Annotated in this window: 16 protein-coding genes; 3 read left to right on the forward strand and 13 right to left on the reverse strand. The window is 73.4% G+C overall.

Annotation, left to right across the window (positions count from 1 at the left end):
- Positions 1-10: 10 nt before the first annotated feature.
- The 3 genes from AB0K92_RS12330 to AB0K92_RS12340 form a co-directional block, all read right to left on the reverse strand.
- Positions 11-691 (reverse strand): AIM24 family protein, encoded by a 681-nt coding sequence (locus AB0K92_RS12330; RefSeq protein WP_166002207.1) that lies wholly within the window; start codon positions 689-691, stop codon positions 11-13.
- 11 nt (positions 692-702) lie between these two features.
- Positions 703-2,517: a TerD family protein gene (locus tag AB0K92_RS12335; protein ID WP_365921959.1), complete on the reverse strand. Its 1,815-nt coding sequence runs from the start codon at positions 2,515-2,517 to the stop codon at positions 703-705.
- Positions 2,518-2,731: 214 nt separating this feature from the next.
- Positions 2,732-3,328 (reverse strand): M48 family metallopeptidase, encoded by a 597-nt coding sequence (locus tag AB0K92_RS12340; protein WP_365921961.1) that lies wholly within the window; start codon positions 3,326-3,328, stop codon positions 2,732-2,734.
- Positions 3,329-3,637: 309 nt separating this feature from the next.
- Here AB0K92_RS12340 and AB0K92_RS12345 point away from each other — a divergent pair, with 309 nt between their 5' ends.
- Positions 3,638-4,849 carry a TOMM precursor leader peptide-binding protein gene (locus AB0K92_RS12345; protein WP_365921963.1) on the forward strand — a complete coding sequence of 404 codons (1,212 nt, stop codon included), beginning with the start codon at positions 3,638-3,640 and terminating at the stop codon, positions 4,847-4,849.
- Positions 4,842-6,209 (forward strand): AarF/ABC1/UbiB kinase family protein, encoded by a 1,368-nt coding sequence (locus AB0K92_RS12350; RefSeq protein WP_365921965.1) that lies wholly within the window; start codon positions 4,842-4,844, stop codon positions 6,207-6,209. Before AB0K92_RS12345 ends, AB0K92_RS12350 begins: the two co-directional genes overlap by 8 nt.
- Positions 6,210-6,267: 58 nt before the next feature.
- Here the strand turns inward: AB0K92_RS12350 and AB0K92_RS12355 are convergent, their stop codons facing one another.
- The 5 genes from AB0K92_RS12355 to AB0K92_RS12375 all read right to left on the reverse strand — a co-directional run bounded on the left by AB0K92_RS12355 (position 6,268) and on the right by AB0K92_RS12375 (position 10,232).
- Entirely contained in the window at positions 6,268-6,477 is a 210-nt protein-coding gene (locus tag AB0K92_RS12355; RefSeq protein ID WP_365921967.1) for a hypothetical protein, read from the reverse strand.
- Positions 6,478-6,614: 137 nt separating this feature from the next.
- Positions 6,615-6,938: a hypothetical protein gene (locus AB0K92_RS12360; RefSeq protein ID WP_365921969.1), complete on the reverse strand. Its 324-nt coding sequence runs from the start codon at positions 6,936-6,938 to the stop codon at positions 6,615-6,617.
- Entirely contained in the window at positions 6,935-7,303 is a 369-nt protein-coding gene (locus AB0K92_RS12365) for a WhiB family transcriptional regulator (protein ID WP_019072119.1), read from the reverse strand. The genes AB0K92_RS12360 and AB0K92_RS12365 overlap by 4 nt, the downstream gene beginning before the upstream one ends.
- A gap of 179 nt (positions 7,304-7,482) precedes the next feature.
- The gene (locus AB0K92_RS12370) at positions 7,483-7,809 is read right to left on the reverse strand and encodes a hypothetical protein (protein WP_365921971.1); all 327 of its coding nucleotides are present in this window, start codon (positions 7,807-7,809) and stop codon (positions 7,483-7,485) included.
- A gap of 164 nt (positions 7,810-7,973) precedes the next feature.
- A complete protein-coding gene (locus AB0K92_RS12375) occupies positions 7,974-10,232 on the reverse strand; it encodes an ATP-dependent DNA helicase UvrD2 (RefSeq protein WP_365921973.1) in 2,259 nt (752 codons plus the stop codon).
- A gap of 110 nt (positions 10,233-10,342) precedes the next feature.
- On the opposite strand from AB0K92_RS12375, the gene AB0K92_RS12380 reads away from it, so the two are divergent.
- Positions 10,343-10,585: a mycoredoxin gene (locus AB0K92_RS12380; protein ID WP_166002200.1), complete on the forward strand. Its 243-nt coding sequence runs from the start codon at positions 10,343-10,345 to the stop codon at positions 10,583-10,585.
- Between the two features lie 119 nt (positions 10,586-10,704).
- Here the strand turns inward: AB0K92_RS12380 and nudC are convergent, their stop codons facing one another.
- From nudC to AB0K92_RS12405, 5 genes are all read right to left on the reverse strand, one after another.
- Positions 10,705-11,649, reverse strand: coding sequence for an NAD(+) diphosphatase (gene nudC / locus AB0K92_RS12385; protein WP_365921975.1), 945 nt, complete (start codon positions 11,647-11,649; stop codon positions 10,705-10,707).
- Between the two features lie 156 nt (positions 11,650-11,805).
- Positions 11,806-13,209, reverse strand: a complete 1,404-nt coding sequence (locus tag AB0K92_RS12390; RefSeq protein WP_365921977.1) for a dipeptidase — start codon at positions 13,207-13,209, stop codon at positions 11,806-11,808.
- A gap of 10 nt (positions 13,210-13,219) precedes the next feature.
- A complete protein-coding gene (locus AB0K92_RS12395) occupies positions 13,220-16,975 on the reverse strand; it encodes a UvrD-helicase domain-containing protein (RefSeq protein ID WP_365921979.1) in 3,756 nt (1,251 codons plus the stop codon).
- A 108-nt stretch (positions 16,976-17,083) separates the two neighbouring features.
- Entirely contained in the window at positions 17,084-20,740 is a 3,657-nt protein-coding gene (locus tag AB0K92_RS12400) for an ATP-dependent DNA helicase (protein ID WP_365921981.1), read from the reverse strand.
- Positions 20,741-20,997: 257 nt separating this feature from the next.
- Positions 20,998-21,384: an MGMT family protein gene (locus tag AB0K92_RS12405; protein WP_365921983.1), complete on the reverse strand. Its 387-nt coding sequence runs from the start codon at positions 21,382-21,384 to the stop codon at positions 20,998-21,000.
- Positions 21,385-21,507: the final 123 nt, after the last annotated feature.

Raw genomic sequence — 21,507 nt, forward strand, 5'->3', positions numbered from 1 at the left:
TCGCTCCCCCTCAGCCCCGGACCCGAAGGCGGTCGGTGCTGTCCTCGCTGGGCTGGACGACGACGATGCCCTGGCCGGAGAAGGCCATCTGGTAGGCCTCCCCGCTGCCCCGGCCGATCAGCGACTGCGCCTTGAAGCTGCGCTTGCCCTTCACCTTGAGGTTCGGGGACCAGGCGACGAGGGCGTCCGGGTCGACGTACGTCTCGTCCTCGCCGCCGCCGCACTCGACGACGATCGGCTTGCCCCGGGAGGTCAGCGCGACCCAGCCCTGCCCGGAGATCTTCGTGTTCCACAGGCCCTGCCCGGCGAACTTCGCCAGTCCCTTGACCCGCTCCACGCCCCAGGTGAGGTGCGCGTCGAAGGCGAGCAGGTTGGTGGCGTTGACCGAGATGCCGTCGCCGTTGAGGTTGATCACGACGACGTTGGCGCCGTAGTCGGCGAGGTAGAGCAGGCCGTCGCCGGAGCACTTCATCAGGGGCGCGCCCTCGCCGGTGAGCCAGTCCTTGGCGATCTGGCGCACGGCGGGCGGGTTGGGCTCGTACTGGATGAAGCCTTCGTAGGCGACCATCGACCCCACGCGCGCGAGGAGGTCGTTCCCGGTCTGCATGGCGACCTTCAGCATGTGGTTGCCGTGGTTCTCCATGCGGGCGGTGACGGGTGCGGGGGCGTAGCCCGCGAGCGGCTGGTTCATGACGGGCTCCCTCAGACCTCGTACGGCTGGACGACGATGAAGTTGCCGGGTGCGCCCCGGAACTGGAGGTTGACGCTCTCCCCGGTGTCGCCGGGGTAGGCGTTGCGGCGCATGCGGACCTGGCTGGAGACGACCACCTGGGCGGCGGCCGACCAGGCGACCACGGCGTTGCAGTCGGCGAACGTGGTCGGCGTGACGGGCAGCACGACGGGCGTGCCGTGCGTCTTGACGACGATCGTGCCGGTGCCGGTGAACTGCATCGTGAACAGCGCGCCGCCGGGGATGCCGTGCCCCTCGATCCGGCGGACCTCGTACTGCAGGCTCTCGTCGAAGGCGAGCACGTTCTCGGCGGAGACGCAGATGCCGTCGCCCTGGAGCTCGATCGGGTGCAGCATCGTGGAGTCCTCGGCGAGGAAGACCTGGCCCTGGCCGGTGCAGCGCATCAGCTGCATCTCCTGGCCGGTGGCGTTGCCGACGATCCGGCCGGCGAAACCGGCGCCCTTGTAGCCGAAGTCGACCTTGCCCTGGTAGAGCACCATGCTGCCCTGGCGGGCGAGGACGGGCTGGCCGCCGATGCCGAGGTCGACGCGGACCATCTTCTTGTTCTGCTGCGTCCAGCGCTGCCCGGTGGGCGACTCCCGGAACTGCTGGAGCGCGGCGGCGACACCGGGGGCCTGCGGGGCGCCCTGGGGCATGCCCTGGGGCATGTGCTGCGGGGCAGCGTAAGGCGCGGGCTGGCCCGGGGCCTGCCCGAAGGGCGGCTGCTGGCCGTAGCCGGGGGGCGGCGTCGGGGCCTGGGGCATGTGGGGCGTGGGGGCCGCCGGGGGCTGGCCGTAGCCGGGCGGCAGCGGGGCGGTCGGGGCCGCGGCCTGGCCGTACGGCTGCTGCTGGGGCGACTGGCCGTAGGGGGCCTGCTGGGGCGGCTGGCCGTACGGCTGCTGCGGCGCGGGCTGACCGTACGGCGGGGTGGCGGCCGGCGCCGGCTGACCGTAGGACGGCGTCGGGGCCGGGGCCGGCGGCGGGACGGTGCCGCCGGGCGGCGTGATGGGCGCGGCGATGGTCGGCGCGGCGTGCACCTGCGGCTGGGGGGCGTGAGGCTGAGCCGCCTGCGGCTGGGGGGTCGGGGGTGGTGTGGCTCCCTGCGGGGGCGCGAAGCCCTGCGCGGGCGCGGGCGCCGGAGCGGGGGCGGGCGCGGCGGCCGGGGCGCCGAACGCGGGCGGGGCGGCGGCCTGGGCGGGCGGGGCGAAGCCGGGAGCGGCGGACGCGGCCTGGGCCTGCTGCGGCGCGGGGGTCTCCTCCTCCGCGACCTCGCCGCCGAAGTTCCTCAGCAGCGCCTCCAGACCGCCGTCGAAGCCCTGGCCGACGGCCGCGAACCGCCAGACGTCCTTGAGGTAGAAGTCGCCCAGCATCACGGCGCGCTCGGTGGAGAACTCCGAGCCGTTGAAGGAGTACCGGGCCACCTCCTCGCCGCCCGCGACGATCCGGATGTATCCGGGGCCGATCTGCGACATCTGCCCGGCACCGTCGATCGTCGCCGTGAACGACAGCTTCTGGATCTGCGGCGGAATCCGGTCGAGGGTGACCCGGAAGGACTCGGTGTCGCCCGCCTGGGCACCCAGCAGCTGGATGGCCTCCTCGGGGGACTTCGGCTGGTTGAAGAAGACGAAGTACCGGTCGTCAGAGAGCCGTTCGTCGGCGTCGAGGCCGAAGCAGCTGATGTCGAAGGTCAGTCCGGGGCCGGAGATCTGCACGCCTACGTACAGATCCGTGCCCGCGGTGAGGTCACTGATCCTGGCCTTGTGGCCGCGTTGGAATTCCCTGGCCATGCGTTACGACCGTCCCCCATCCCGAATGTGAGTGCGTCGCGCCAGGCTAACGGCAAAGTCCGACAACGGACGCGGCCGGTACAGACCCGGTACAGAACCTCCGCCGACCGGTGGCGAACCCGAGCATCGCAGCTCACGGACCGCGCGCGGAGCGTCACCGACCGCGCGGAGGATCATCGACCGCGCGGGAGGGGATCGCTGTCCGCGCGGGGGATCACTCTCCGCGCGCGCCGGGCAGGTGGGGCAGCCGCTCCGCCGCGACCACCCCTTCGAGGTAGCCCCGGGCGCGCTCGGTCCGCGGATACGCCTCCAGCAGCCGCCAGAACCGGGGCCCGTGGCCGGGCACCAGCAGATGGGCCAGCTCGTGGACGAGCACGTAGTCGACGACGTACTCGGGCATGCCCTGGAGCCGGTGGGAGAGCCGGATGCTGCCCTCGGCCGGGGTGCACGAACCCCAACGGTTGTTCTGGTTGGTGACCCAGCGGACCGAGGTGGGCCGCGCGCGGCCGTCGAGATACTGGGCCGACAGCCGCTCGGCGCGCGCGGCCAGCTCGGCGTCGCCGAGGGCGCGCTTGCTCTCCTGGGCGGCGAGTTTGTCGAGCATGACGCTCACCCAGCGCTGCTCCTCGGCCTCGGACATCCGGGCGGGGATGAGCACGACGGTGCGATCGCCCTCGCGGTACGCGGACACCGTCCGTCGCCGGCGGGCGCTCCTGCGTACCTCGATCGCGCTCGCCTGCGAGCCGCGGGGCGGCTGGCTCGTCGTGCTGCGCTGTGGGGTTCCGGCACGGTGCAGTGGGTCGGCGGGCACGCCCCGACGTTACCCGCTGCGTACGGGGAAGTCCCGAGTCCGGAACGGTTCTGCCGGGATGCCCCACCACGCGTTTGATCTGTACGACAATCATCCACCACCTGTGGACAACTCCCGACGCCCGCCATCCGCTCCGGGCATCCTGGCATGCGTCGAGGGAGCACGGACCGGCACGGACGAACGCCGATCGGGCGCCGATGACCAGAACGCACATCTGGCGCGAGCGAGACGAAATGGTCAGGTTTGCCTCTCCCCCGGCCAACAAGGCGTTGATACGAATACGACTTTCCTGGGCAACGGGGGCCTGTCATGCATCCGATGGTGAAGCCCGCGCTCCGGCGCGGCTGGCGCGATCTCCGCACCGTGCAGTTCGGGATGACTCCCGCGCACGCGATGACACTGGGCCCGTTGGACACCGCGACCGGCAGCTTCCTCGACCTCCTCAACGGCACCCGCGGACTGGACCTGCTACGGGGCGAGGGCCGGCGGATGGACCTGCCCGACGGCCATGTCGACGCGCTGGTGCGGCGGCTGACCGGAGCCGGGCTCCTCGACGACGCCCGGGGCGGCGGGCCTGCCGCGCAGGCGCTGCGCGAGAAACCGGAAGTCCTCGACCGGCTGCGTCCCGACCTGGCCACACTGTCGCTGACCACGTCGGAACCGGGCGAGGCCATCGAGCGGCTGGCCGCGCGCCGCGCCCTGCGCGTGCAGGTGCGCGGCGCCGGCCGGGTGGGCACCGCGCTGGCCGCGCTGCTGGCGGGGGCGGGCGTCGGCACGGTCGACGTGCGCGACGGCGGCCAGGTGGAGCCGTGGGACGTGAGCCCGGCCGGGCTGCCGGCCGACACCGTGGGCGCCCGCCGCGACGAGGCCGCCCGGCGGGTGGTGCGCACCGCCGCCCCGGGCCGCCCGCCCCGCCGCTCCCAGGCCCCCGCCGCCACGGCCGACCCCGGCTTCTCGCTGGTGATCCTCGCCCCGCGCGACGACGTGGCCGTCCATGCCCCCGACCCGGACACCGCCGCTCCCCTCATGGCCTCGGGCACCCCGCATCTGTACGCCGGGGTGGTGGAGGGAACCGGTATGGTCGGTCCGCTCGTCCTGCCCGGTGAGACCGGCTGCGCGGGCTGTCTGCACGAGGCGCGTGCCGAACGGGACCCGACCTGGCCCCGGCTGGTCGCTCAGTGGCGGTCCGGCCGGCAGCGGCAGGTACGGCCCTGCGATCTGGCGCTGGCCACCACGGTGGCCGGGCTGGCGGCCGCCCACGCGCTCGCCTTCCTCGACGGCCGGACGCCCTCCGCCACGGGCGCCCGCTGGGAGGTCTCGCTCCCCGGGCTCCAGTGGCACGCGAGGCCGGTTTGGGCACACTCCGCATGCCCGTGCGGGGCCGCCGGAAAAGCCGAAGGGACACAGGCCGCGGAGAATGCCGCCGCACACGAGACAATGACTGAGCAAGGGTCGTCAACGCGGGTACGCCGTCCGACAGGCGCGGCGCGGCCGGCTGGGACTTGGAGGGCGCATGTCTGATCTTCCCCGGAAGGCGGTCACCCGGACCGCCAAGCTCGCCGCGCTCCCGCTCGGCTTCGCCGGCCGGGCGACCTGGGGGCTGGGCAAGCGGATCGTCGGCGAGTCCGCGGAGATCGTCGGTCGTGAGCTGCAACAGCGCACGGCGGAGCAGCTGTTCAAGGTGCTCGGCGAGCTCAAGGGCGGCGCGATGAAGTTCGGGCAGGCGCTGTCCGTCTTCGAGTCGGCGCTGCCCGAGGAGGTCGCCGGCCCCTACCGCGCGGCGCTGACCAAGCTCCAGGAGGCGGCCCCGCCGATGCCCACGCGCACCGTGCACACGGTGCTCGCGGAGCGGCTGGGACCGGAGTGGCGGGAGCTGTTCCTGGAGTTCGAGGACAAGCCGTCGGCGGCCGCCTCGATCGGCCAGGTGCACCGGGCCGTCTGGCACGACGGCCGCGAGGTCGCGGTGAAGGTGCAGTACCCGGGCGCCGGCGAGGCCCTGCTGTCCGATCTGACCCAGCTCAGTCGCTTCGCCCGGCTGCTGGGACCCCTGGTCCCCGGCATGGACATCAAGCCCTTGATCACGGAGCTGAAGGACCGGGTCTCCGAGGAGCTGGACTACGGCCTGGAGGCGCAGGCCCAGCGAGCGCACGCCGAGGAGTTCGCCGACGACCCGGACGTACTGGTGCCCGCCGTGGTCCACCAGTGCGACCAGGTCCTCGTCACCGAGTGGATCGACGGCATCCCCCTGTCGGAGATCATCTCCGACGGCACCCCGGAACAGCGCGACCGGGCCGGCCAGCTGCTCGCCCGTTTCCTCTTCTCCGGCCCCGCCCGCACCGGCCTGCTGCACGCCGACCCGCACCCCGGCAACTTCCGGCTGCTGCCCGGCGGCCCGGAGGGCGAGGACGACTGGCGGCTGGGTGTGCTCGACTTCGGCACGGTCGACCGTCTGCCGGGCGGCCTGCCGGCCCCGATCGGGGAGTCGCTGCGCATGACCCTCGACGGCGAGGCCCAGGCCGTCTACGACCTGCTGTGCGCGGAGGGCTTCATCAAGGAGTCCATCGAGCTGGACCCCGACGCGGTGCTCGACTATCTCCTGCCGATCATCGAGCCGGCCCAGGTCGACGAGTTCACCTTCACCCGCGGCTGGATGCGCAGCCAGGCGGCCCGGATAGCCGACCCGCGCTCCCCCGCCTACCAGCTCGGCAAGCGGCTGAACCTGCCGCCGGCGTATCTCCTGATCCACCGCGTCACCCTCAGCACCATCGGTGTCCTGTGCCAGCTCGGCGCGACCGTCCGGCTGCGCGATGAGCTGGAGGAGTGGCTGCCGGGGTTCGTGCCGGAGGAGGAGCTGCCCGAGGAGTCCGCGGCGGAGGCCTGAGCCACGAGCGAGCCGCCCGTCCCGCGTGGCAGTGCGGGCGGGCGGCCGTGGCCGTGGCCTACCACCAGGCCGAGTCGAGGCGCCCTTCGATGGATCTGAGGTTCTCGCGGGAGCAGCTGTCGCAGAAGTACTGGCGGGTGCCGTTCTCCACGGAGCAGGTCCAGGTGGGCTGGGGCCCGTCCGCGACGGTGCCGCAGCGGGCGCACACGACGCGCCCGCGCCTCATGGCGGAACCGCCGCAGTCACTGCCTCCGGGAAGACTCGTCACCCGGCGACGATAACGCCGTCGCCGGGTGATCGCCGGGCACAACGCACCGCGGGGGCCGGTCCCTTCGACAGGACCGGCCCCCGCGGGAAAGCTCATGTCTCCCGGTGAGGGAGGCCGCCGCTTCGGGCGTGGTGGTGTTACTGCATGACGGCAAGGGCGAGCGCCCGGCGAGCGCGCAGCGAGGCGCGCTCGGCCCGGCGCTGCATCCGGCGAGCGGCCGCCAGGCTCATGGCCCGGCGCTCCCGCTGCGCCTCCTGCAGGCGGTCGTGCATATGCGCACGAGCCAGGGCTTCTGGGATGAGTTGCATCTCTCGGGTCCTGTTCTGACGCGAGTCGGTCGCGCCGGTGGTGGTGACGTCTGGGGTTGCGGAGCCGGTGGGCTCGTTGGTGGACGGCTTCATCGGGGCCTGCTTCTGGGGGTCGTGCGTGAGGGGACGGTCGATCGTTCCTGCGGTGTTCATGCCGTGACCGGGTTCTTCCGCGGGCGGCCACGCGGCCGCTTCCGGGCGACGACGACACCCTGGACGAACAGCTCGCCACCCCAGACGCCCCAGGGCTCACGCCGCTCCTTGGCGCCGGCGAGGCAGGCCTCGATCAGCGGGCAGGTGCGGCAGAGGGACTTGGCGTACTCCACGTCGGCCGGCGACTCGGCGAAGAAGACCTCCGGGTCGTAGGAGCGGCACGGGACGGGTACGCCCAGGTTCTCGATGGCGTCGTCGAGCGCGGTGAGCGCGGTGAGCGGGGTCAAGGTGGAGTCCTCCGTGAGGCCGGGCGGGGGGATCGTTTCGGAAGGCGGTACGGACGGGGCGTGCGCTTCGAGTTGCACGGTTTCGTCTTCCTCGTCTGGTCGTTCCGGTCGGGTGGACCGGTTGGCGGCTGGTACCGGGCTCTTTTGCTCTTGTCCCGAGGCCCCTTCGCTCTGTCGCCCACGTTCGTGGGCAAACAGAAGGGCCGCGGATCCCGGATGGGGTTCCGCGGCCCTGAAGGCGCCGGCCTGATCGCCGATCAGGCTGGATCACTCCAGGGTTCTGGCCCACGGAAGGCCCACATCAGGTGGTGCTGCGTCGTCTGCTTCCGGAATCCGGCACCGGTCGCCGTAAAGGCATAGGCCTGCGCCTGAGCCTCTACTGCCGCTTCCAGTGCCTTGGTCGGTCGCTCATTGCGCTCGCGGACGGGAAGACCCGCGAGAGCGACGGAGGACGCCGGACGGACGGCACGGATGCCGGACAGACCGGTGCCCTGGTCCAAAGAGCCGAGCATGCACAGGGAGGCGACGACCGAGCGATCGGTCATTTTGACGGTGCTGATGGAGCTGGCGTTGATGCTGATCACTGGACTCGCCTCCTCTCGGCGTCTTGGGGGACTGGGGTGAACCAGTCCGCGGATATGCAAGTACAACACGGAATCGGCGCCTCCGAGAAGGCCGCCGTTCCCACGCGTAAGAACCTATGGGGATTGCTGGGGCATGCGCAAACTATTTTTTCGACGAGTTCGTTTCAGTCGTCGTCTTCTCTTCCGGCGGGGTCCCGGCCCGCGCAGAGGGCCAGCACATCGGCTCCGTACCGCTTGAGTTTGCGGGCTCCGACGCCGGGGATCCGGGCCAGCTCGCCCGCGTCGTCGGGGACGGTCTCGGCGATCGCCATCAGTGTCTTGTCGGTGAAGACGCAGAACGCGGGCTGGCCGCTGAGCCGGGCCTGGTCCGCGCGCCACTCGCGCAGCCGCTCGTACAGGCCCTCGTCCATGTCGGAGGGGCAGTCCTCGCAGCGCAGCAGCTTCAGCTCGCCGCCGTCGGTGAGAGTACGGCCGCACACCCGGCAGCGGGCGGGGGTGCGCTGGGTGCGCCGGGGGGCCGCCTCGGTGCGGCCGGTGAAGCCCCGCTCGACACCGCCCGCGCCGCCGCCGGAGCCGGACCGGCCCGCGGCGGTGCCCGAGCCGGGGCGCAGTCCGTCGAGGAACCGGCTGGGGCGGCGGCCGGGGCGGCCGCCGGGCGAGCGGGCGAGCGCCCAGGAGACGTACAGATGGGAGCGGGCACGGGTGACCCCTACATACAGGAGGCGGCGCTCCTCCTCGATCTGCTCGTCGGTTCTGGCGTAGGTGATCGGCATCATCCCTTCGGCGACGCCGACCAGGAAGACGACCTCCCACTCCAGGCCCTTGGCCGAGTGCAGGGAGGCGAGGGTGACGCCCTGGACGGTCGGGGCGTGCTGGGCGTTCGCGCGTTCGTCGAGTTCGGCGACGAAGTCGGCGAGGCCGGCGCCGGGCTGCGCGGCGGCGAAGTCCTGCGCGAGGTTCACCAGTGCGGCCAGGGACTCCCAGCGTTCCCGGACGGCGCCGGAGCCGGCCGGGGGCTGCGGGGTCCAGCCGTCGGAGGAGAGGACGGCGCGGACTTGGGAGGGCAGGTCGACGGCTTCCTCCAGGGCGGCGTCGTTGCCGCCGAAGCGGGCGGCGCCGCGCAGGGCGATGCCCGCCTTGCGGACCTCGGGCCGGTCGAAGAACCGCTCGGCGCCGCGCAGCTGGTAGGGGATGCCGGCGTCGGCGAGGGCCTGCTCGTAGGTCTCGGACTGGGCGTTGGTGCGGAACAGGACGGCGATCTCGCTCGCCGGGATGCCGGCGTCGAGCAGCTCGCGGATCCGGCGGGCGGCGCCCTCGGCCTCGGCGGGTTCGTCGCCGTACTCCGTATAGACGGGTTCCGGGCCGGCGGGGCGCTGGGAGACGAGTTCCAGCCGGTGGTCGGCGGCGCGGCCGCGGGCCTGGGCGAGCAGCCCGTTGGCGAGGCGGACGACCTGGGGTGTGGAGCGGTAGTCGCGGACCAGTTTGACGACGGTGGCGCCCGGGTGCCGGACGCGGAAGTCGAGGAGGTGGTCGGGGGTCGCTCCCGTGAAGGAGTAGATCGTCTGGCTGGCGTCGCCGACGACGCACAGGTCGTCGCGGTCGCCGAGCCACAGCTCCAGCAGGCGCTGCTGGAGGGGGCTGACGTCCTGGTACTCGTCGACGACGAAGTGCTGGTACTGGGCGCGGACCTGTTCGGCGATGTCCTGGCGGTCCTGGAGGATCGCGACGGTCAGCAACAGGACGTCCTCGAAGTCGATGACCGCGCGGTCGCGCTTGAGGTCTTCGTAGGCCAAGTACAGCTGGGCGATCTCGGCCGGGTCGCGCGGGGTCTCGCGGCCGGCCTTCGCGGCGGCGAGGGCGTAGTCGGCGGGGACGGTCTGGGTGACCTTGGACCATTCGATCTCGGCGGTGACGTCCCGCAGCTCGCCCCGGTCGAGGCGGATGCGGCAGGCGGCGGCCGCGTCGGCGACGAGCTGGACCTTGCGGTCGACGAGCCGGGGCATGGAGCCGCCGATCGCTTTCGGCCAGAAGTACTGGAGCTGTCGCAGGGCGGCGGAGTGGAAGGTGCGGGCCTGGACTCCGGTGGCGCCGAGCTGGCGGAGGCGGCCGCGCATCTCCCCGGCCGCGCGGTTGGTGAAGGTGACGGCGAGCACGCTGGAGGGCTGGAGGATGCCGGCGCGCACGCCGTAGGCGATGCGGTGGGTGATCGCCCGCGTCTTGCCCGTACCGGCTCCGGCGAGCACGCACACCGGGCCGTGCAGCGCGGTGGCGACCTCGCGCTGTTCGGGGTCGAGCCCTTCGAGCACCGCGTCGGCCGAGTCCGGTACCTGCGGGAAGAGGGTGGAGTGCGTTGCTGCTGTCACACAGCCATGCTGCCAGGTCGCCGGAGACCGCTGAGCCGGTTGTCCACAGGCGGGGCCCATTAGTCATACTCGTCACGCCCGAGGTGGGCCGGGTGCGGGAATGGTGGCCGTTTCACGTACGTTCCCCCTCTGCGAGCACCGTCCCCGACCGTCGAAGGAGCGCGAAACAGATGCTGGGCACTGTGACGATGTACAGCACCACGTGGTGCGGCTACTGCCGCCGGCTGAAGAGCCAGCTGGACCGTGAGGGCATCGCGTACACCGAGATCAACATCGAGCAGGACCCGGAGTCCGCCGCGTTCGTGGAGAAGGCGAACGGCGGGAACCAGACCGTTCCGACCGTGCTGTTCCCGGACGGGACCACGCTGACGAACCCGTCGCTGGCCCAGGTCAAGCAGAAGATCGGCGTCTGAGGACGACGGCCCGCGCCGCCGTGTGAAGCGCAGGAAGGCGGCCCCCCGGAGATCCGGGGGGCCGCCTTCTCGTTCGAGGCCGGCTTGTCGTCTGCCGGCCGGATGACCGCGTTCGCCGCTCAGATGACGCCGCGGGTCGGCAGCGGCTTGCCGTACCACAGCTCGATCAGGCGGGCCGCGATGGAGATGCCGTACGGCGGCATCACCTCGCCACTGTCGAAGGCGGCGCCCAGTTCGTCGCGGGAGAACCAGCGGGCCTCGTGGATCTCGTCGCCGTCGACGTCGATGTCGGTCGAGGTGGCGCGCGCCATGAAGCCGAGCATCAGGCTGGACGGGAAGGGCCAGGGCTGGCTGGCGATGTACTCGACCTGTCCGACGGTGACGCCCGCCTCCTCGTAGACCTCGCGGCGCACGGCCTGCTCGATGGACTCACCGGGCTCGACGAAGCCGGCGAGTGTCGAGAAGCGGCCCTCGGGCCAGTGGACCTGGCGGCCGAGGAGGATGCGGTCGTCCTCGTCGGTCACGGCCATGATCACCGCGGGGTCGGTGCGCGGGTAGTGCTCGGCGCCGCAGGCGGGGCAGCGGCGGATGTGGCCGGCCGCCGCGATCACGGTGCGCTCGCCGCAGCGCGAGCAGAAGCGGTGGGTGCGCTGCCAGTTCTCCAGACCGACGGCGTGCACCATGAGCCCGGCGTCGCGCGGGGACAGCAGCAGGCCGGCCTCGCGCAGGCCCGCCGGGCGGGCGGACTGGTCGATCCGGCCCGGGAGGGAGTCCTTCTGGAGGGCGAAGTAGCTGACGCCGTCCTCGTCGATGCCCAGGAAGTAGCGGTGGGCCTCGGTGAGCGGGGCCTCGAAGGACGGGGTCATGACGAGTTCGGTACGGCCGTCCGGTGTCTCGTCGATGAGGACCTGGCCGCCGGAGACCACGAAACAGCGCGTCGTCGGGTGGCTCCACGCCGCGGCGAGCCAGGCCTCGTCGAGCCGGTGGTGCGCGGCCCGGTCGATGCCGCTCGGCGCGGTGAGCGAGATGGGGCGGTCGGCGGTGTGGTCGGTCCAGGTGGTCACGGGTGCTTCCAACTCCCCCGGTGCAAGCGGTTGGGTTCGGCGGGCGGTTCGGCGGGTCGTCCGGGCGGAAGGCCACCGGCGCCGGCCGGGCTCGGTGAGACGGGCGGCCCTTCCAGTGTGCCCCGCGCGGTACGGGGCCCCGGACGGCCGGCGGGCTCAGGGGGCATGGCGCCAGGTCGCCGCGAGATCGCCCCACAGGTAGGCGCCGGTCTCGGCGCCCTTGAGGAGCAGATCCAGCTCCACCTTCTCGTTGGGGGCGTGCCAGCCGTCGGACGGGACGGAGATGCCCAGGAAGAGGACGGGTGCGCCGAGGACGTCCTGGAGGTCGGCAGCCGGTCCGGAGCCGCCCTCGCGGGTGAAGCGGACCTCGGTGCCGAACGCGCGACCCATGGCGCGGGCGACGGACCGCAGGGCCGGGTGGTCCAGCGGGGTCAGACACGGGCGGGTGCCCGCGGAGAAGGTGATCCCGTGGCGGATGCCGGCGGGCAGCCGGTCGGCGGCCCACGCGCGGACCACCCGCTCGACGTGGTCCAGGTCCTGGCCCGCGACCAGGCGGAACGAGAGCTTCACCATGGCCGTGGACGGGATGATCGTCTTGCTGCCGGCACCCTGGTAGCCGCCGCCGATGCCGTTGACCTCGGCCGTCGGGCGGGCCCAGACGCGTTCCAGTGTGGTGTAGCCGGCCTCGCCCTGGGCGGCGTACGACTTGGCGGTGCGCAGCCAGCGCGCCTCGTCGAAGGGCAGCTCGGCGAACAGCTCGCGCTCACGGTCGGTGAGTTCGACCACACCGTCGTAGAAGCCGGGGATCGCCACGCGTCCCTGCTCGTCGTGGAGGGCGGCGACCAGGCGGGCGACGGCGGTGGCGGGGTTGGGCACGGCGCCGCCGAAGGAGCCGGAGTGGATGTCCTGGTCGGGGCCGTAGAGCCGGATCTCGCACTCGGCGAGGCCGCGCATGCCGGTGCAGACCGTGGGGGTGTCCTCGGACCACATGCCGGTGTCGGAGACGATCACGGCGTCCGCGGCGAGCCGGGCGGCGTGCTCCTCGACGAGGGCCCGGAAGTGCGGGGAGCCGGACTCCTCCTCGCCTTCGATCAGCAGCTTCAGGTGGACGGCCGGGACGGTGCGGCCGGTCGCCGCGAGGTGGGCGCGCACGCCGAGGGTGTGGAAGAACACCTGGCCCTTGTCGTCGGCCGCCCCGCGCGCGTAGAGCCGGTTCTCGCGGATGACGGGCTCGAAGGGCTCGCTGTCCCAGCCGTCCTCCCGCGCGGCGGGCTGCACGTCGTGGTGGCCGTAGACCAGGACCGTCGGCGCCGCCGGATCGTCGGACGGCCACTCCGCGTAGACGGCGGGGGCGCCCGGCGTCTGCCAGACCTCGGCGGTCGGGAAGCCGGTCTCCTTGAGCTTGCCGGCGAGCCAGTCGGCGCTGCGCCGCACGTCCGCCGCGTGGTGCGGCTGGGCGGACACCGACGGTATGCGCAGCCACTCCGCGAGGTCGTCGAGGAAGGCGGCACGGTGCTGGTCGATGTACGCGCGGACGGCGCTGTCCGGGGTCTGGCTCATGGTCACGAGCCTATCGGCCCGCACCGACAGCCCGGTCGTGCTGTTCGTCACCGCTCGGCTCCTCGCGCAGCAGCCGCTCCAGCGCCTCCCGGCCGGGCAGGTCCCCGGGTCGGACGACATCGCCGCTGCGTACGTACACGAACGCGGCCGTGACCCGCTCCGGCGGGATGCGCTGCTGCTCGGCCCAGGCGAGCCGGTACAGGGCGAGCTGGAGGGGGTCGGCGCTCTGGTCACGGCCGGTCTTCCAGTCGACGATCTCGTACGTGGCGTCCTCGCCGTCGCCCTCCCGGTAGACGGCGTCGATACGGCCGCGTACGACCCGGCCGGCGATGGTGATCTGGAAGGGGGCCTCCACGCGGTACGGCGTGCGGTGGGCGTACTCGGTGCGTTCGAAGGCGTCCTTCAGCGCTTCCAGGTCGCGTTCGTCGGCGATCTCGGCCTCGCTGCCGGGCAGCTCCTCGGGCTCCAGCATGGGCAGGGTCAGGGCCTCGAAACGGGCCTCGACCCACGCGTGGAAGCGGGTGCCGCGGCGGGCGGCGGGCTGCGGCGGGCGGGGCATGGGGCGGGCCAGCTCCCGCGCGAAGCCGTCCGGGTCGTCGGCCAGCCACAGCAGCTGGGTCGCCGTGAGGGACGCGGGCAGGGGGACCTCCGTCACGCTCTCCCGCGCGCGCAGCAGTTCTCCGGCGAGGGCGTCGAGGTCGCGGTCCCAGGAGGCGACGACGCGGGCCTCCTCCGGGGTGAGGCGGCGTTCCTCGGGGGTGTCCGCGCGGGGGGCGGTGTCCGAGTGGGGGGCCATGTCCGCGCGGGGAGCGGTGTCCGCGCGGGAGGCGGTGTCCGCGCGGGAAGCGGTGTCCGCGCGGGAAGCGGTGTCCGCGCGGGAGGCGGTGTCCGCGCGGGAGGCCGTTGCCTGGTGGGGGACGGTCGGGCGGTGGCCGGTGCGGGAGTCCCAGCCGGCCGGGTCCTGGGCGGGGACGGAGGCGGGAGGTTCGCCGACGGGCGGCTCGTCAGCGGGGGCGTGCTCCTCGGGGAGGGCGTTTTCGCCCGCGTAGGGATCGTCGGCGTAGGCGTCGTCGGCGTACGGATCGTCGGCGAAGGGGTCGTCGGCGTACGGCCCCGCTTCGAACGGGATTTCGTCGTCCGGAATCTCCTCGTACGAGGGCTCGTCGTGCGGGAAGTCGTCCTCCTCCGGGGGCGCGGGCCACTCCGGGTCCTCGTAGGTGTCGGGGTCGTGTGCGGCCGCCGGGTGGCCGGCGTCGGCGGCGGTGGCGAGGGCGTCGAGGTGGGCGAGGACCGTGTCGGCGGCCGCGCGGCGGCGGGCCAGGGCCGTGCCGTCCAGGGGCAGCGGCCAGACCTGGTCGGCGGTGGCCTGGTGCAGGGCCGGGTTCTCCTCGTCCTCGGCGGGCTTGTCCGCCCAGACCTCGATCTCGCCGTGACCGGCGGCGCAGTGGTCGTGGAGGGCGAGGAGGAAGTCGGACGGGCCGCGGGGCTTCTTCTGGGTGGGGCCCCACCAGTGGCCGGAACCGAGGAGCAGGGAGCGGGGGCGGGTGAAGGTGACGTATCCGAGGCGCAGTTCCTCGGTGTGCTGGTGCTCCTTCATCGCCTCGTGGAAGGCCTTCATGCCGCGCGAGTCCCACGCTTCGATGTCGGGCAGGGTGTCGGCGTCGCCGCGCAGCTCGTGCGGCAGCACCTTGGCCTGCGCGGTCCACTTCTCCCGGCCCTGGGCGCTCGGGAAGGTGCCGGTGACCAGACCGGGGACGGCGACGACGTCCCATTCCAGGCCCTTGGACTTGTGCGCGGTGAGCACCTTGACGGTGTTCTCGCCGCCGGGCAGGGCGTTGTCGAGGCCCTTCTCGTACTGGGCGGCGGTGCGCAGGAAGCCCAGGAAGGCCAGCAGACTGGCCTGGCTCTCGTGGGCGGCGAACGACGCGGCGATGTCCAGGAAGTTCGACAGGGTCTCGCGGCGGCGGGCGGCCAGCGCGTGCGGGGACGCGGACAGCTCGACCTCCAGGCCGGTGACCGCGAGGACGCGGTGGAGGACGTCCATGAGCGGGTCGGCGAGCGAGCGGCGCAGGTCGCGCAGTTCGGCGGCGAGGCGGGCGAAGCGCACCCGCGCGTCCGGTGAGAAGGGCAGTCCGTCGTCGTCCCCGCCGCCCTCCAGCGGGGTCTCCAGGAAGGTGTCGAGGGCGTCGGCGAGGGAGATCACCTCGGCCGGGTCGACGCCCTCGACGGCCTCGGCGAGCCGCCGGTCGGGGTCGTCGCCGGTGTCCACGCGCGCGTGCGCGACGAGTTGCCGGGCGCGCCGGCCGAGCAGGGCGAGGTCGCGCGGGCCGATGCGCCAGCGGGGGCCGGTGAGCAGCCGGACGAGGGCGGCGTTGGCGCCCGGGTCCTGGAGAACCTCGCAGACGGCGACCAGGTCGGCGACCTCGGGCAGGTGCAGCAGCCCGGAGAGGCCGACCACCTCGACGGGAATGTCCCGCGCGACGAGGGCGGCCTGGATCTCGGCGAAGTCGGTGGCCGTACGGCACAGGACGGCGATCTCGCCCGGCGCCTTGCCGGTGTTCAGGAGGTGGGCGATCGAGTCGGCGATCCAGTCGATCTCCTCCGCGTGGGTGCGCAGCAGCGCGCAGCGGACCAGGCCGTCGCGTTCGGCGCCGGGGGCCGGGCGCAGGGCCTCCACACCCGCGTGCATGGCGCGCAGCGGCTCGGCGAGGCCGTTGGCGAGGTCGAGGAGCCGGCCGCCGCTGCGGCGGTTCTCGCTGAGCGCCTGGCGGGTGGCGGGGCGGCCGTCCGCGTGGGCGAAGTGCTGCGGGAAGTCGTCGAGGTTGGCGACGGAGGCGCCGCGCCAGCCGTAGATCGCCTGGCAGGGGTCACCGACGGCGGTCACCGGGTGGCCCGTGCCGCCGCCGAAGAGGCCGGCGAGGAGGACGCGCTGGGCGACCGAGGTGTCCTGGTACTCGTCGAGGAGCACCACGCGGAACTCGTCCCGCAGGATGCGGCCCACCTCGGGCAGCTGGGCGAGGCGGGCGGCGAGGGCGATCTGGTCGCCGAAGTCGAGCAGGTCCCGCTCGCGTTTGGCGGCCCGGTAGCGCACCACCAGGTCGGCCAGTTCGCGGCGCGCGGCGGCGGTCTCGGGGACCTTGCGCAGGTCGGCGTTGGTGAGCTTGGCGCCCTCCAGGGTGCGCAGCAGGCCGGCGTCCCACGCGCGCAGGTCCTCGGGGTCTACGAGGTGTTCGGCCAGCTCCGAGTCGAGGGTGAGCAGGTCGCTGACCAGGTCGGCGAAGGAGCGGGTCAGCGCGGGGTAGGGCCCGGGGGCTTCGCGCAGCACCCGCGCGGCCAGCTGGTAGCGGGTGGCGTCGGCGAGCAGGCGGGAGGACGGCTCCAGGCCGATGCGCAGGCCGTGGTCGGTCAGCAGGCGGCCGGCGAAGGCGTGGTACGTGGAGATGACCGGCTCGCCCGGCGGGTTGTCCGGGTCGATGACGTCGGGGTCGGTGACGCCCGCCTTGATCAGAGCCTTGCGGACGCGCTCGGCCAGCTCGCCGGCGGCCTTGTTGGTGAAGGTCAGGCCGAGCACTTGTTCGGGTGCGACCTGGCCGGTGCCGACCAGCCACACCACGCGGGCCGCCATCACGGTGGTCTTGCCGGAGCCCGCTCCGGCCACGATCACCTGCGGGGCGGGCGGCGCGGTGATGCAGGCCGTCTGCTCCGGGGTGAACGGGATGCCGAGGAGCTCCTTGAGCTGCTCGGGGTCGGTGATTCGTGCGGGCACCTCAGAGAGGCTAGCGGCGGCCACTGACAGCGGATGCCCCAGTCACCATCCGCGGCGGGAGAAGCGCAGGTCAGACGCTGTGGTGCCACGCGTCACACCCTGGGTCGGTCACTCCACGACGTGGCGGCCCTCGGGGCGGGCGCTGCACGAGGCCCGGAAGGCGCAGTGCGTGCAGTGCTGGCCAGTGGTCGGGGTGAACCGCTCGTCGAGGACCTTGCCGGCGGCCGTGGCCAGCAGCTCGCCGACCCACTCCCCCGCCGCCCCCTCCAGGGCTTCCTGCGCCTGGACCTTGGGCAGCGTCTCCCCGCCGTCCCGCTTGGCGGCACCCTGCCGCAGGTGGACCAGTTCGGCCCCGCCCGGCTCGGGGCGTATCCCGTCGAAGAGGTCGTCCACGGCGCCCTCGCGGACGGCGAGCTGGTAGACGGCGAGCTGCGGGTGGCGGGCCACCTCGGCGGCGCTGGGCGCCTGCTTGCCGGTCTTGAAGTCGACGACGTACGCGCGGCCCTCGCCGTCCGCCTCCACGCGGTCCATCTGACCGCGGATGCGGACTTCGTAGTCGCCCGCCTCCAGGGTGACGTCGAAGTCGTGCTCGCTGGCCACCGGGGTGCGCCCGGTGCGGTCCATGACGTGCCACTTCAGGAACCGTTCGAGCGCCACGCGCGCGTGCTCCTTCTCCTGCGCCGACTTCCACGGCGCGTCGAAGGCCAGCGCGTCCCACACGGAGTCGAGGCGTTCCATGAGCACGTCGAGGTCGGCCGGAGTGCGTCCGGAGGCGACCTCGTCGGCGAGCACGTGCACCACGTTGCCGAAGCCCTGGGCGGCGGTGGCGGGCGCGTCGGCCTTCACCTCGCGGCTGAGGAACCACTGGAGGGAGCAGGTGTTGGCGAGCTGGTCGAGTGCGCTGCCGGACAGCACGAGGGGCTGGTCGCGGTGGCGCAGCGGCACCTTGCTCTCGGTCGGCTCGAACATGCCCCACCAGCGGTAGGGGTGGGCGGCGGGCACCAGGGGCCGGCCGTCCTCGTCGGCGAGCGCGGCGAGCCGGGCCAGCCGGCGCGCGGCGGCCTCCCGCAGCGCGTCCGACACACGCGGGTCGACGACCGTCGCGCGCAGCTCGGCGACGAGCGCGGCGACCGACAGGGGGCGGCGCGGGCGGCCGGTGACGTCCTTGGGTTCGACGCCGAGTTCGGTGAGGAAACGGGAGGGCTGGTCGCCGTCGTCCGCGGGGGCCTTGACCGCGGTGACGACGAGCCGGTCCCGCGCGCGCGTGGCGGCCACGTAGAACAGGCGGCGCTCCTCGGCGAGCAGGGCGCCGGGGGTGAGTGGTTCGGCGAGTCCGTCGCGGCCGATGCGGTCGGCCTCCAGGAGGGAGCCACGGCGGCGCAGGTCCGGCCACAGGCCCTCCTGGACACCGGCCACGACCACGAGCCGCCATTCCAGGCCCTTCGCGCGGTGCGCGGTCATCAGACGCACCGCGTCGGGGCGCAGGGCGCGCCGCGTGAGGGTGTCCGCGGCGATGTCCTCGGCCTCGAGCTGCTCCAGGAAGTTAAGGGCGCCCCGCCCGCCGGTGCGCTCCTCCGCGCGGGCGGCCGTCGCGAACAGCGCGCACACGGCGTCCAGGTCCCGGTCGGCGTTGCGGCCGGCCGCGCCGCCGCGCCGGGCGGCGCGCTCCAGCCGCGCGGGCCAGGGCGTGCCCGACCAGAGGTCCCACAGCGCCTCCTCGGCCGTACCGCCACGCGCCAGGCGCTCGCGCGCCGTGCGCAACAACGCGCCGAGGCGCTGGGCTCCGCGCGCGTACGCCGGGTCGTGCGCGACCAGGCGCTCCGGTTCGGCGAGCGCCCGGGCGAGCAGTACGTCCGACGGCGGCGGTACGGGGTTGCCCGCGGCGCGCTCCTCCTCGCGCAGGGCACGCCCCAGGCGCCGCAGGTCGGCGGCGTCCATGCCGGCGAGGGGGGAGGCAAGGAGGGTGAGGGCAGTCTCAGTGTCGAGCCAGCAGGGGTCGGGGGCGTCCGGGGTGGTGTCCGTTGGGGCGGTCTGCGTCGGGGCGGGTTGCGCCGGGGCGGTGCCCTGCGAGTCCGCGTCGGCCGGGTCGAGATCCTGCGGGTTGGTGCCCTGCGGGTCGGAGCCCTGCCGGTCTGTGTCGGCCGGGTCGAGGGCCTGCTGGTCGAGGGAATGCTGGTTGAGGACCTGCTGGTCGAGGACCTGCTGGTCGGTGTCGGCCGGGTCGACGTCCTGCGGATCGGAGTCCTGCCGGTCGATGTCCTGACGATCGGTGTGCTGCGAGCCGCTGTTCTGCGCGCCGCTGTTCTGCGCGCCGGTCTCCTCGGGAGTGCTCCGCTCCGAGCCGGCCTCCTCGGACGCGGCCGCGGTCCCCGCCTCCGCCGTCGCCACCGCCCGCAGCGCGGTCAGCAGGGGCGCCACCGCCGGCTCGTGCCGCAGCGGCAGGTCGTCGCCGTCGATGTCGAGCGGGACGCCCGCAGCGGTGAGGGCGCGGCGGACCGCCGGGATGGTCCGGGAGCCCGCGCGCACGAGGACGGCCATGTCGCGCCAGGGGACGCCGTCCTCCAGGTGGGCGCGGCGCAGGATGTCGGCGATGTTGTCCAGCTCGGTGCCGGGCGTCGGGTAGGTGTACACCTCCACGCGCCCGCCGTCGCGCACCGGGGTCAGCTCCCGGTGGGCGCGCACCTTCTCGGCCGGGAGCCGGGTCAGCGGCATGCGCTGGGTGAGCAGCCGGGTCGCGGCCAGCAGCGTCGCGCCGGAGCGGCGGGAGGTGCGCAGGACCTGGACGGGGGCGGGGCGGCCGTCGGCGCGCGGGAAGGTGTGCGGGAAGTCGAGGATGCCGTTCACGTCGGCGCCGCGGAAGGCGTAGATCGACTGGTCGGGGTCGCCGAACGCGACGAGGGTGCGCCCACCGCCGGCGAGGGCGTGCAGCAGCCGTACCTGCGCCGGGTCGGTGTCCTGGTACTCGTCCACGTACACCGCGTCGTACTGCCCGGCGAGCCATGTGGCCACCTCGGGGCGCTGGGCGAGCAGCACCGCGCGGTGGACGAGTTCGGCGTAGTCGATGACCCCGTGCAGGTCGAGCACGTCGAGGTATTCGGCGAGGAAGGCGGCCGCCGCGCGCCAGTCCGGGCGGCCGATGCTCCGGGCGAAGGCGTCGAGGGCGTCCGGGCCGAGGCCCAGCTCGCGGGTGCGGGCGAGGACCGCGCGGACCTCGTCGGCGAAGCCGCGGGTGGTCAGGCAGGCGCGCAGCTCGTCCGGCCAGCGCACGTGGGCCAGACCGCTCCGCTCCAGTTCGCGCTGGCCGGCGAGCAGCTCCCGGACGGCGACGTCCTGCTCGGGACCGGACAGCAGCCGCAGCGGCTCGACGAACAGGTCGCTGTCCTGGTGGGCGCGGACCAGCGCGTAGCCGAACGAGTGGAAGGTGGTCGCCCGGGGCGCGCGGGCGGCGCCCATGCGCAGGGCCATGCGGTCGCGCAGGTCGACGGCCGCCTTGCGGCTGAAGGTGAGCACGAGGATGCGTTCGGGGTCGGCTCCGCGGGCGATCCGCGCGGCCACCGACTCGACCAGCGTGGTCGTCTTGCCGGTGCCCGGCCCGGCGAGGACGAGCAGCGGACCGGACCGGTGGTCAACCACGGAGCGCTGTGCGGCGTCCAGATCAGGGGGATCCGGTCGGGCCGGAGGGGTACGGACGAGCCGGTAAGCGCCACGGTTCCCCTGTCGCACCGCGGGGTGCGACAGGCGCCTGGTGGAGAAAGAGGAGCTCACGTGGTTCGCCGGTCCTGGTGGGTGTGCTGGTGTGCCGATCGCCGTGCGGGGACGGCGGTGGCCGGGAGATGAGGGGGACGCGCGGAGCCGACGCTACGCCGACACCTGAGCCGGAAGCAGGGCTTCCGGTTGTTCCCTCCCGGCTCAGTGGAACCGTACGTCCCTTTCCTCTCGAACGTACGTCATGTCACGGGAGTGCCCAGCCTCCCCCGTACGGATCACGCGTCACCCACGGCCTTCGCCGATGGCGGAAGCTGTCAGGTGTGACCCTTCGCGCGTTCGCCGCCGTCCCACCGCGCCCGTCGCATGTCGACCCGTGGCAGGTGGTCCTCGGCGGCCCGGCTCGCCTCCTTCACGGGCGTGCCCTCCGCGCGGTACCGGGCCATGGCCTCCTGTTCGTGGCCGGGGAGCAGGACGCCGTCCGCGCGGACGACCCGCCACCAGGGCACGGCACCGCCGTAGAGCGCCATCACCCGGCCGACCTGACGCGGACCGCCCTCCTCCAGCCACTCGGCGACGTCGCCGTAGGTCATGACACGCCCCGGCGGGATCATCTCCGCGACGTCGAGGACCCGCTCGGCGTATTCCGGCAGGGCGTCGGAGTACTCCACGCGGGCGACCTCGGGAAGGCTCTCCTCACTCATTCGTCCCATCCTGCCGCATGCCACCGACAATGTGACGCGCTCGTGACCATGCGTGACCCTCGCCCCGAGCGGTGCTTCGGGCAGACTGTGCGCCCCCGCATGTGCACCCTGATGCCCGCGTGT

Source organism: Streptomyces sp. NPDC052687, assembly GCF_040678395.1.
Lineage (GTDB): Bacteria > Actinomycetota > Actinomycetes > Streptomycetales > Streptomycetaceae > Streptomyces.

Bases quoted from the DNA above. Each gene is read 5' to 3' on its own strand.
- AB0K92_RS12330 (WP_166002207.1), bottom strand. From the start codon at position 691: ATGAACCAGCCGCTCGCGGGCTACGCCCCCGCACCCGTCACCGCCCGC.
- AB0K92_RS12345 (WP_365921963.1), top strand. From the start codon at position 3,638: ATGCATCCGATGGTGAAGCCCGCGCTCCGGCGCGGCTGGCGCGATCTC.
- AB0K92_RS12335 (WP_365921959.1), bottom strand. From the start codon at position 2,517: ATGGCCAGGGAATTCCAACGCGGCCACAAGGCCAGGATCAGTGACCTC.
- AB0K92_RS12350 (WP_365921965.1), top strand. From the start codon at position 4,842: ATGTCTGATCTTCCCCGGAAGGCGGTCACCCGGACCGCCAAGCTCGCC.
- AB0K92_RS12380 (WP_166002200.1), top strand. From the start codon at position 10,343: ATGCTGGGCACTGTGACGATGTACAGCACCACGTGGTGCGGCTACTGC.
- AB0K92_RS12360 (WP_365921969.1), bottom strand. From the start codon at position 6,938: ATGAACACCGCAGGAACGATCGACCGTCCCCTCACGCACGACCCCCAG.
- AB0K92_RS12405 (WP_365921983.1), bottom strand. From the start codon at position 21,384: ATGAGTGAGGAGAGCCTTCCCGAGGTCGCCCGCGTGGAGTACTCCGAC.
- AB0K92_RS12375 (WP_365921973.1), bottom strand. From the start codon at position 10,232: ATGGGCCCCGCCTGTGGACAACCGGCTCAGCGGTCTCCGGCGACCTGG.
- AB0K92_RS12390 (WP_365921977.1), bottom strand. From the start codon at position 13,209: ATGAGCCAGACCCCGGACAGCGCCGTCCGCGCGTACATCGACCAGCAC.